General features: G+C 46.2%; 9 protein-coding genes. All 9 read left to right on the forward strand.

Annotated elements, in window-relative coordinates; all coding sequences use genetic code 11:
- On the forward strand, positions 1 to 631 hold a 631-nt coding region (gene rpe / locus AB4653_RS06490; RefSeq protein ID WP_372103625.1), incomplete at its 5' end, for a ribulose-phosphate 3-epimerase.
- 102 nt (positions 632 to 733) lie between these two features.
- A complete protein-coding gene (locus AB4653_RS06495) occupies positions 734 to 1,420 on the forward strand; it encodes a phosphoglycolate phosphatase (RefSeq protein ID WP_009848912.1) in 687 nt (228 codons plus the stop codon).
- Between the two features lie 175 nt (positions 1,421 to 1,595).
- Positions 1,596 to 2,612, forward strand: coding sequence for a tryptophan--tRNA ligase (gene trpS / locus AB4653_RS06500; RefSeq protein WP_009848913.1), 1,017 nt, complete (start codon positions 1,596 to 1,598; stop codon positions 2,610 to 2,612).
- Between the two features lie 384 nt (positions 2,613 to 2,996).
- Complete coding sequence (locus AB4653_RS06505) at positions 2,997 to 5,591, forward strand: ExeM/NucH family extracellular endonuclease (protein WP_102258059.1); 2,595 nt, start codon at positions 2,997 to 2,999, stop codon at positions 5,589 to 5,591.
- Positions 5,592 to 5,779: 188 nt separating this feature from the next.
- Positions 5,780 to 6,358: an aminodeoxychorismate/anthranilate synthase component II gene (locus tag AB4653_RS06510; protein WP_009848915.1), complete on the forward strand. Its 579-nt coding sequence runs from the start codon at positions 5,780 to 5,782 to the stop codon at positions 6,356 to 6,358.
- 465 nt (positions 6,359 to 6,823) lie between these two features.
- Positions 6,824 to 8,035 (forward strand): aspartate aminotransferase family protein, encoded by a 1,212-nt coding sequence (locus AB4653_RS06515; protein WP_009848916.1) that lies wholly within the window; start codon positions 6,824 to 6,826, stop codon positions 8,033 to 8,035.
- Positions 8,036 to 8,142: 107 nt separating this feature from the next.
- A complete protein-coding gene (gene astA, locus AB4653_RS06520; RefSeq protein WP_009848917.1) occupies positions 8,143 to 9,162 on the forward strand; it encodes an arginine N-succinyltransferase in 1,020 nt (339 codons plus the stop codon).
- A gap of 39 nt (positions 9,163 to 9,201) precedes the next feature.
- Complete coding sequence (astD, locus tag AB4653_RS06525) at positions 9,202 to 10,659, forward strand: succinylglutamate-semialdehyde dehydrogenase (protein ID WP_102258058.1); 1,458 nt, start codon at positions 9,202 to 9,204, stop codon at positions 10,657 to 10,659.
- A gap of 258 nt (positions 10,660 to 10,917) precedes the next feature.
- Positions 10,918 to 11,709 (forward strand): DUF1338 domain-containing protein, encoded by a 792-nt coding sequence (locus AB4653_RS06530; RefSeq protein WP_009848919.1) that lies wholly within the window; start codon positions 10,918 to 10,920, stop codon positions 11,707 to 11,709.
- The last annotated feature ends 205 nt before the right edge of the window (positions 11,710 to 11,914 follow it).

Here is an 11,914-nt window from a genome sequence, read left to right on the forward strand (position 1 = left end):
TGCTCGTCTTGGTGAAGACGTCGAAAAAGTACTCGCAGCCGGTGCCGACGTTGTGCACTTCGATGTGATGGATAACCACTACGTACCTAACCTGACTTTTGGTGCACCGATCTGTAAAGCATTGCGCGACTACGGCATCACAGCTCCTATCGATGTTCATCTAATGGTTAAGCCAGTAGACAGCATCGTACCTGAGTTTGCCAAAGCTGGCGCATCAATGATTACCTTCCACGTTGAAGCGTCTGAGCACGTTGATCGCACTCTACAGTTAATCAAAGAACACGGCTGTAAAGCGGGTGTCGTACTTAACCCAGCAACGCCACTTTCTTGCCTTGATTACATCCTAGACAAAGTCGACATGATTCTACTGATGTCAGTGAACCCTGGCTTTGGCGGTCAATCTTTCATTCCTCATACTCTTGATAAGCTGCGCGCTGTTCGTAAACTTATTGACGAATCTGGCCGTGATATCCGCCTTGAGATTGATGGCGGCGTGAAGGTTGATAACATCCGTGAAATTGCAGAAGCGGGTGCAGATATGTTCGTTGCGGGTTCCGCTATCTTCAATCAACCAGATTACAAAGAAGTGATTGATGAGATGCGTTCAGAGCTTGCAAAAGTAAACGCATAATCGTAAAACTACAGATAGATTGAATATTAAGGGGCTCATTGGCCCCTTTTTTACGTCTTGGAGCTCAACTCATAAGACGAACATAATAAATAGGAAAGTAAGATGTCATTAAGCTCAATAAAACTGATTGCCTTTGATTTGGATGGAACCTTGTTAGATAGCGTGCCTGATTTGGCTGTTGCCGCTGATCAGGCTTGTCAGGAACTGGGTTTTTCTTCTGTAAGCGAAGAGCAAGTTCGCGACTACGTGGGTAATGGTGCTGACGTTCTTATCGGGCGCTCACTGAGCCGCAACTTGACGGTTGATCCAAACCTAGAGCCTGAACTGCTAAAGAAAGCGCGTATCTTGTTTGATGATTTTTACGAGCAGAGTGGCCATAAGCTGAGCCACCTTTACCCATCAGTAAAAGAAACGTTAGCTGAGTTGGATAAAGCGGGCTTCACCATGGCGCTTGTAACAAACAAGCCATCGAAATTTGTACCAGCCGTTCTGGCGCAACACGATATTGATAAGTACTTTGTTGATGTGTTGGGTGGCGACTCTTTCCCAGAGAAAAAGCCGAATCCAGTGGCGTTGAACTGGTTGCTAGAAAAGCACAATGTAAAAGCTGAAGAGATGCTGATGGTTGGCGATTCAAGCAATGACATCAAAGCGGCTAAGAATGCTGGCTGTCACTCGTTTGGTCTGACATACGGCTACAACCACGGTGAGTCGATTTCAGTATCAAACCCTGACTATGTCGCAGACAATATTGCGCAATTACTAGATGTCGTTCTAGTTTCAGCATAAAGCGGATAAAAGTTAGCTAACCTACTAGCAAAATACTTATCAATGAGTACACTGGATGAGCCGTGCAGAAGAGCTGTACGGCTTTCTATTTTAAAGTTAAGAAGCTAAGTTTTTCAGATACTAGGTTAAGAAACTAAGTTAACGAGCTTAGCTAACAAGCAAAGGAATTAAAACCATGAGCAAGCCCATCGTATTGAGTGGTGTTCAACCATCTGGTGAACTAAGTATCGGTAACTACTTGGGTGCTCTACGTCAATGGCAACAGATGCAAGATGATTACGATTGCCAATACTGTGTTGTAGACCTTCATGCAATTACGGTTCGCCAAGATCCGAAAGCACTGCACGAAGCGACTCTAGACGCATTAGCAATCTGTCTTGCTGTCGGTGTTGATCCAAAGAAGAGCACGCTATTTGTTCAGTCACACGTACCAGAGCATGCTCAACTTGGTTGGCTTCTTAACTGTTACACGCAAATGGGTGAACTGAGCCGTATGACTCAGTTTAAAGATAAGTCTGCACGTCACTCAAACGACGTAAACGTAGGCCTATACGACTACCCAGTGTTGATGGCTGCAGACATCCTGCTTTACGGTGCTCACCAAGTGCCAGTAGGTAGCGACCAGAAACAACACTTAGAGCTAGCGCGTGATATCGCAACTCGCTTTAACAACATTTACGGTCCTGAAACGCCAATCTTCCAAGTACCAGAACCTTACATTCCAACAGTGAATGCACGTGTAATGAGCCTGCAAGATGCGACGAAGAAGATGTCTAAGTCGGATGACAACCGTAAGAACGTGATTACTCTGCTAGAAGAGCCTAAGTCGATCATCAAGAAGATCAACAAAGCGCAAACCGATGCAGAAACGCCACCACGTATTGCTCACGATTGGGAAAACAAAGCAGGTATCTCTAACCTAATGGGTCTTTACTCTGCGGCGACGGGTAAAACGTTTGAAGAGATCGAAGCGCAGTACCAAGGCGTTGAAATGTACGGTCCATTTAAGAAAGATGTAGGCGCAGCATTGGCTGAGATGCTTGAGCCGATTCAATCTGAATACCACCGTATCCGTGCTGACCGTGCTTACATGGACGCAGTAATGAAAGCGGGTGCCGAAAAAGCCTCTGAGCGTGCTGCAGTAACACTGAAAAAAGCATACGAAGCGGTAGGTTTTGTTACTCGCCCATAGGGTTTACTAAAACGACTCGTTTAGAAATTCAAGCCCAAAGTGACTTTGTTTACTTTGGGCTTTTTATTGCCCGCTCCATTTACCTTCCCAGTAAATCTCTTGTTTGAATTGATAATTTAAGCATTATCTAGCTAACACATTCATCATGCTAATGCTGTGCAGGTGATCTTATTTGGTATCCTCAAGCTTTATAAAGTCACTCTCGTTTCTATATATGTTGGAAATATATAACGTGCCAAACAATTGATGATTCCAAAGTGATAAGTTCCTCATTTTCTTGCCAACTGACTTATTCCTTTCATAAATAAACCTGATAGTTACCACAAAATACATGACTGTCCATAGATGGCAGTGACTATAAATCAATGAACTCAGGTGAAACGGATGGCTCTTTTACACAAACCTTCATTGCTAGCAGTGGCAATTGGTAGCTTGTTAACCACAAGCGCACACGCTGATTTGTTTATTTCACAATATGTGGAAGGCGGCAGCTACAACAAAGCGGTTGAGATCGCCAATAACGGCGATAGCAGCATTAACTTAGATGGTTACTCACTGGCGAAGTCTGCCAATGGCAATGGATCATGGGGCGCCACTTTACCTTTAGATGGCCACGTTTTAGCGCCCGGTGAAGTACTCGTGGTCGCACATTCTAGTGCGAGTGATGAGATTAAAGCTCAAGCTGACATCATTAATGCCTCTATCGCCAATCATAACGGTGACGACCCGCTGGCTATTTTGAATTCAGATGGTTCGGTACATGATGTTGTTGGTTTGATGGGCGATGTGGACTGGGGCAAAGATGTTACTTTGGTTCGTGCGACACAAACACCTTCTGCGACGTTTGATGCTTCACAATGGGTATCGCTACCAAAAGACAGTATTGAAGGCCTAGGTTCACTAGACAGTGTTGAACTGCCAGAAGCGTTTACTTGTACACAAGATGGCTCTGACCCAGTATTCACCACCATTCAAGAAATCCAAGGTGAGGGCGCTACATCGCCATTCATCGATGGCTATCCATACATCACTGACGATGAATACTTCGTCAAAGGTGTGGTAAGTGCAGTCACTACTGGCCTAACCAAAGGCTTCTATCTGCAAGCACTTGAGGATGACTTCAATTCAAGTACCTCTGAAGGTCTATTTATTCACACTAACCAGTCAAGCTCAGATTTAACTGCGGGCGATGTGGTGTGTGTGAAAGGTAAGGTTCAAGAATACTACAGCCACACTCAGCTTAAAGTTGAAAACAACCAATGGCTAAAGCAGGGCGAACAACAAGCACCACAAGCGACAGCGATTGAAGTGTTAGACAGTGACGAGAACTTCGCTGCAACGCTTGAACGCTACGAAGGCATGTTGGTGAAAACAACCGAAGCACTTGATATGCGTGTGACGCGTACCTTTGGTTATGACTACGCAGGTCGTCGTAACAACATGGTACTGGCGCATGAGCGTATTAACATGCAGCCAAATCAGCTTTTCGCCGCGGGTTCTGACGAAGCGAAGCAGCAAACTGAAGACAACGCAGACCGTCGTCTTTTCGTTGAAACCGATCAAAAAGCGGCTGATGGACAAGTCCCTTTTTATCCAGATTTTGGCCGCACTGATATCGACCAAGACGGTTCAACAGAAGATTACATCCGCATTGATGACACCATTGTTGGCCTAGAAGGCGTGCTGACCTACAGCTACGGTGAGTATCGTTTAATTACGACCAACCAGATCTCGGCTGAAAACTTCTTACGTAACGATCCGCGTACCGACAAACCAGATATGGATGAAGGTGATTTACGTATCGCGACCTTCAACGTATTGAACTACTTTAACTCTCCATTTGGTGGCGACGCGAATCAGCACGGCAACAACCGTGGCGCGAACACCATCACTGAGTTTGAGATGCAGCAAGAGAAGATTGTGAACGCGATTCTTCGCTTAGATGCAGACATCATTGGTTTGATGGAAATTGAGAACAACGGCTTTGGTGAAGGCTCTGCTATTCAGCAACTTGTAAACCAACTGAATGATCGCATTGAGCGTAAGAAAGACCGTTATACCTTTGTGGCTGTCGACTCGAACGAAGATGGCGTAACCGACGAGATGGACTCGATTGGTACTGACGTTATCACAACGGGTGTTATCTACCGCAAGAAGGTAGTGAAGCTTAAAGACAGCCGTGTTATCGCGATGCCAAGCCAACAAGCACCAGAAGTGTTAGACGATTCAGGCAAGGTGATTGAAGACGGTAAGAACTATCAACGTGACTCATTGGCGCCAACTTTTAAAGTGAAAGGCACCAAAGAGAAACTGACCGTTGCGATTAATCACTTTAAATCGAAAGGTTCTAAGTGTTGGGAAGATGCAGCCCCTGTCGAACAGGGCGGCCAAGGTGGTGTTGACGCCGATAAGCAAGGCTCATGTGAGAACTTCCGTGTGGCTGCTGCGGTTGCACTGGGTGAAGCGCTAGATGGCATCAAAGGCCATAAAGTGATTCTGGGTGATATGAACTCGTACGGCATGGAAGACCCAATGCTGGTACTGACGGATTACTCTGAAGAGAAATACGGTAAGCAAATCAAAGCGGCGCGTAACACCTACATTGACGGTGTCGAGCAGTTTGGCGATAACGGTGCGGTGATTACTAAGAACTACGGCTACATTAATGCTGTGGCTCAAAAGCACCCAGACAGCTGGAGCTACTCATACAATGATGAGGTTGGCGCTTTGGATCACCTGTTGATCAGCGACAGCCTGAAAGACATGGTGGTGGATGCGACTGACTGGCACATCAACGGCGGTGAATCGAAGTTGCTTGATTACAACGAAGAGTTCAAAGGTGATCTGCCGAAGTACCAAGATCACTTCCGTTCATCGGATCATGATCCGGCAGTTCTTGAGCTTAAAGTCGGTGGTTCATTCGGCTTAGGTGCATTGATGTCATTGTTTGGCTTAGCAATGTGGCGTCGTCGCAAGTAGTGACATCGTTAACTGCGCAAGCCAGTTGATACAGGTAACTGAAAGTTATCTGTAAACAATTAAGGTCAACTTAGGTTGGCCTTAATTATTGGCGAAATGCAGTTTCCACTTGCCTTTCGCCATGGGTATTGCACAATACCGCCCCTATATCTCCCAATCATTTAGTATTTAGCAAACGATTTCGACCCATGTTACTTATCATCGATAACTACGACTCTTTTACCTATAACTTGTATCAGTATTTCTGTGAGTTAGGGGTCACTGTGAAAGTTGTTCGCAACGATGAGATTGATATCGCAGGTATCGAAGCGCTGAATCCTAGCCATCTTGTTATCTCGCCGGGCCCGTGTACGCCCGATGATGCGGGAATCTCTCTGCAAGTCATTGAACACTTCGTGGGTAAGTTGCCTATCTTAGGTGTGTGCCTTGGTCATCAAGCCATTGCTCAAGTCTTTGGTGGTGAAGTCGTGCGAGCCAGACAAGTGATGCACGGTAAAACCTCTCCCATCCGCCACAATGGCAAGAGTGTTTTTCAGGGGTTGAATAACCCTCTAACCGTGACACGTTACCATTCTCTAGTGGTGAAAAATGGCACGCTGCCTGACTGCTTTGAATTGACCTCTTGGACGGAATTTGAAGATGGCAGCATGGATGAGATCATGGGTTATCAACACAAAACCTTGCCGATTGATGCCGTACAATTTCACCCTGAGTCGATTAAAACAGAGCAGGGACACCAACTTCTCGCTAACTTCTTAGCGCGTTGAGTGTTTAAATTTGCCCCTTTCTCCGCCTAAATAAGCCAGTTAAACCTGTCAGCCAATTTGTTAAGCGTTTAAATTCGGGCTCTACGAGTCTCTTACTCCTCTGACGCCGATCACTTTTTATAACATTTCTCTCTCGCTTCGCTAAGTTTTTAGCCTATGCAAAATTATTCGCGTTATTTCCTCTCGAACCCTATATACCGCTGTGCCAGTAAGGCTTTGCTATTACTAGTCATACGTTTAGGTAAAAAAAGCTTCATAAAACAGATTAATTGATGCATAAATAGTCATAGGTAGTGACGTTTAGCTGGTTGTGAGGGATGGCTAAAGAATAATCTACTATTGAAAAGGTTAATTAAATGTAAATATAATGCTGCAGCGGGATTATGGCGAGACAAAATATCTTTGTCTCACTTATGAACCATTACGCTTATTTGCGAAGCTTGCGGTATCGAGAAGGAATGTACGATGACAGTGGAAAATAAAGTAGAACGTAGTCTGTTTAATGAGGTGATGGTGCCTTGTTATAACCCAATGGAAATGATCCCAGTAAAAGGGGAAGGCGCACGCGTTTGGGACCAACAAGGCCGAGAGTATATCGACTTTGCTGGTGGTATCGCTGTGAGCTGTTTGGGTCACTGTCACCCGGCAATGGTTAACGCAGTTACTGAGCAAGCAAACAAGATTTGGCACCTAAGTAACGTGATGACCAACGAACCTGCGCTGCGTCTAGCGAAAAAGCTAACCGACGTATGTTTTGCAGAAAAAGTATTCTTTGCCAACTCTGGCGCAGAAGCGAATGAAGCAGCATTGAAGCTAGCTCGTCGTTGGGCAGCGGATGTTCACGGTCCTGAGAAATCTGAAATTATTGCATTCAAACAAGGTTTCCACGGTCGTACTTTCTTTACCGTAACGGTGGGTGGTCAAGAGGCTTACTCTGATGGCTTCGGTCCTAAACCGGGCGATGTAACTCACCTGCCTTACAACGATATTGCAGCGCTAGAAGCGCACATCTCTGATCGTACTTGTGCAATCATGATGGAACCTCTGCAAGGCGAGGGCGGTATCATCTCTCCAACATCTGAGTTCGTGAACACGGTTCGTGAACTGTGTGACAAACACAATGCGCTGCTTATCTTTGATGAAGTGCAAACAGGTAATGGCCGTACAGGTAACTTTTACGCTTACCAAGGCCTAGGTGTGACACCTGATATCCTAAGCACAGCGAAATCACTAGGTGGTGGTTTCCCAATTGGCGCAATGCTAACAACGTCTGAACTTGCGACACACCTAAAAGTGGGTACGCACGGTTCTACTTACGGTGGTAACCCACTGGCGTGTGCTGTTGCTGAAGCCGTTGTTGACGTAGTAAGCCAACCTGAAACGTTGGCTGGCGTGAAAGAACGCGAAGCACTATTCCGTGATGGTTTAGCTAAGATTAACGACAAATACCAAATATTCAGTGAAGTTCGCGGTAAAGGCCTATTGCTAGGCGCTGCGCTTAATGAAGCATGGCAAGGTCGTGCTCGTGATGTACTAGTAGCAGCAGGCGAACAAGGCTTGATGGTACTGGTTGCGGGTGCAAACGTAGTTCGTTTTACTCCATCACTGGTTATCACAACACAAGAAATTGAAGAAGGTTTATCAAAACTAGACAAAGCAATCGCTACGCTAGTTTAGCCTGAGCGGCGTCATAGGAATGATCGCCATTAGAGCGATCCCATGACGTACTGCTAAAGGCCCAAGCTTCTGGTTTTGGGCCTGTTTTGCATCTGGAGGGAATATTGATGCTAGTTGTTCGCCCAATAAAATTATCTGATTACGATGCGCTGCATACCTGCGCGGTTGAATCTGGTCACGGATTCACATCTCTTCCGGTTAACGAAGAACTGTTAACTAACCGAATTACTCACTCTGAATACAGCTTTGCTAAACAAGACGTGACTGAACCCGGTGATGAAGGCTACCTAATGGTTGGCTTCGACACTGAAACAGGAGAAGTTGCAGGCACGACAGGCATCGAAGCCTCAATTGGCTGGGATGTTCCGTTTTACTCTTACCACATCAGCAAAGTGGTTCACTCATCGCAAAAGCTTGGCGTGAATAACGTCGTTAAGCTGCTGACTTTCGGCAATAACTACACCGGATGCAGTGAGATCTGCACACTGTTCTTGCGTCCAGCTTTCCGTGGTGGATTGAATGGTCGTTTGATGTCGAAGTGTCGCTTCCTGATCATGTCAGAGCACCCAGAGCGTTTCTCGAAAACGATTTTTGCTGAGATGCGTGGTGTATCGGATGCGGAAGGTAACTCACCTTTCTGGCAATGGCTGCAAGAGCACTTCTTCTCAATTGATTTCACGCTTGCTGATTACCTCACTGGTATCGGTAAGAAAGGCTTCATTGCTGACCTAATGCCGAAGCTGCCTATCTACGTGAACCTACTGAGCAAAGAGGCTCAGGCGGTGATTGGAGAGGTACATGATAATACACGCCCAGCACTTAAGTTGTTGGAACGTGAAGGTTTCACTAACCGTGGTTATGTCGACATCTTTGATGCAGGCCCAACGGTTGAGTGTGATTTAAGAAACATTGAATCAGTGCGTCATGCGATTCGAGCTCAGGTTCAAATTGCAGAGCACTCCAGCTCTAAAGACTTCCTAATTGGTAATACCTCATTTGAGAACTTCCGCGCAGTAGCCGCGAAAGGCGCGTATGACCAAGCAAGCGACACAGTGATTTTATCATCTGAAGTAGCAAGCGCTCTTGAAGTAAAAGAAGGCGAATTCGTTCGTATGTTGGCTCAATAAGAGCGGCGATTATCTGTCGAAGATTTTAAGGATAGAAGTATGACTCAGTGGATAGCAGGACAGTGGGTGGCAGGTCAAGGCGACGCCATGACATCAGTAAGCCCATACAACAATGAAGTCGTGTGGCAAGGCGATAGTGCAACACCAGCGCAGGTTGAATCTGCAGTAGCAGCGGCTCGTGATGCGTTCTTAGTTTGGAAGAAACTGAGCTTTGCAGAGCGTGAAGCGATCGTGTTGAACTTTGCTGAGAAGGTAAAAGAGAACAGCGAAGAGATTGCACAGATTATTGCAAAAGAGACGGGTAAGCCGATTTGGGAAACTCGCACTGAAGCGGGCGCAATGGCGGGTAAAATCGCTATCTCTATTCGTGCGTACCACGAACGTACTGGTGAAGCTTCGCGTGAAGCGGCAGGTAACCAAATCGTACTGCGTCATCGTCCATTAGGCGTTATGGCGGTATTTGGCCCTTACAACTTCCCAGGTCACCTACCTAATGGTCATATTGTTCCAGCACTGCTATCGGGTAATACCGTGGTATTTAAGCCGTCAGAGCAGACACCTTGGACAGGTGAGTTTGCGATGAAGCTATGGCAAGAAGCAGGCCTTCCTGCTGGCGTGATCAACCTAGTGCAAGGCGCTAAAGAGACAGGTATCGCACTGGCTGATGCTAAAGGTCTTGATGGCGTGCTATTCACGGGTAGTGCTAATACCGGTCATATCCTTCACCGTCAATTCGCGGGTCAACCGGGCAAGATGCTGGCGCTAGAGATGGGTGGCAACAACCCGATGGTGATCAGTGACCAATTTGGTGATGCTGACGCGACGGTTTATACCATTATCCAATCGGCTTTCATCAGTGCGGGTCAACGTTGTACATGTGCGCGTCGTTTGTATGTTCCTGTTGGCGAGAAGGGTGAACAACTGCTCGATAAGCTCGTTGCGGCTACCTTGAAGATTCGTGTTGATCAGCCGTTCGCAGAACCAGCACCCTTCATGGGCCCACAAATCTCTGAAGCGGCAGCTAAGTTCATTTTGGACGCGCAAGCTAATCTGCAATCGTTAGGTGGTGTAAGCCTAGTCGAAGCAAAAGCGGGCGAAGCGGCGTTTGTTTCTCCGGGTATTATCGATGCAACCAACATTGCTGAGTTGCCAGATGAAGAGTACTTCGGCCCATTACTGCAAGTGGTTCGCTACCAATCGCTAGAGCAAGCCGTTGAACTGGCTAATGACACGCGCTTTGGTTTGTCTGCAGGCCTAGTTTCAACCGACGATTCCGAATGGGAATACTTCGTTGACCATATCCGTGCGGGTATTGTTAACCGTAATCGCCAGCTAACAGGTGCAAGTGGTGATGCACCATTTGGTGGCCCGGGTGCTTCAGGCAACCTACGCCCAAGTGCTTACTATGCGGCTGACTACTGTGCTTACCCAATGGCGTCAATGGAAGGTGGTGAAACTCAACTGCCAACTACGTTTAGCCCAGGTATTGAGCTGTAGTTTTGGTTCTTAAGCTTTAACTTGATGAATCATAAGCTTATGAGCTCTAGGTTCATGAGTAACAGATTCATTGATTGATTGTGTAATAAGGAAGCGGTGTTATCGCTTCCTATTTTCACCCACGTCCGACACCTAGATTGGGCGGTAGATAATAATAGAACAAGTATGTCACAGGCTGATGGCTGCTGACTCTATGTCCAGCCTCTCCCTTTCTAATCCAAATTACTAGCTTGCTAGAACCTCTGACAAGGAGTCACCATGACGCCCGATCTACTCTTTAAATCACTATGGAATGATTACATTCACAGGCTTTGCCCATCGGCTGAGAAAGTACACCATTTGCTGAAAGAAGATGAAGCTCTGATTAATGATCACATTGCACTGCGTACTTTCAATGTTGCACCGCTAGGTATTGAAACATTGGCTAAACCTTTCCTTGAGTTAGGTTACAAGGCGTGTGGCGATTACTTATTTGAGAGCAAGAAGCTAGTGGCTAAGCACTACGAGCACCCAGATCCAAACCAACCAAAAGTGTTCATTAGTGAGTTGAAGGTCGAAGAGTGTTCAAGTGACCTGCAACAGATCGTTGCTAAGTTGGTTGAGCAAGTGGATGCTAGCAAACTGCAAGGTCATGAATTCTTGTTTGGTGGTCGTCTTTGGGATTTGAGCTTCGCAGATTTCCAAGTGCTAGCAAAAGAGAGTGAGTACGCTTCTTGGCTAGCCGCTCATGGTTACGGTGCAAACCACTTTACGGTGAGTGTGAACCAGTTAAATAAGTTCGATGAAGTGCAGGCCGTGAATGACTATCTGAATGAGTCGGGATTCACTATCAATGTATCTGGCGGTGAGGTGAAAGGCTCTCCAGTGGTCTTATTAGAGCAATCATCAACAATGGCAGACAAAGTCCCAGTTTCATTTGTTGAACGCAATGAGATGATTCCTGGCGGCTTCTATGAGTTCGCTAAGCGTTATGCGATGGCTAATGGTGAGCTTTATACCGGATTTGTCGCGGCATCAGCTGACAAGATCTTTGAAAGCACCAACGGTTAAAGAAAAATACGAGCATGGGCTTTGCCCTAGAGGTGCGGGTACGCTTCGCTTCGAGATACTTTAGAATAGTGAAGTCCGATTTATAACTTTGCTTCCCGCATCTGTTCTCTAGATATTTAGAAAACAAAAAAGCCACCAAATTCGCATTTGGTGGCTTTCAAATTTTTGGCTCAGTTAATCGAGATTAACGAGTGCCGTATACCAC

This window comes from Vibrio sp. 10N.222.48.A3 (assembly GCF_041475345.1).
GTDB classification, from domain to species: domain Bacteria; phylum Pseudomonadota; class Gammaproteobacteria; order Enterobacterales; family Vibrionaceae; genus Vibrio; species Vibrio tasmaniensis_A.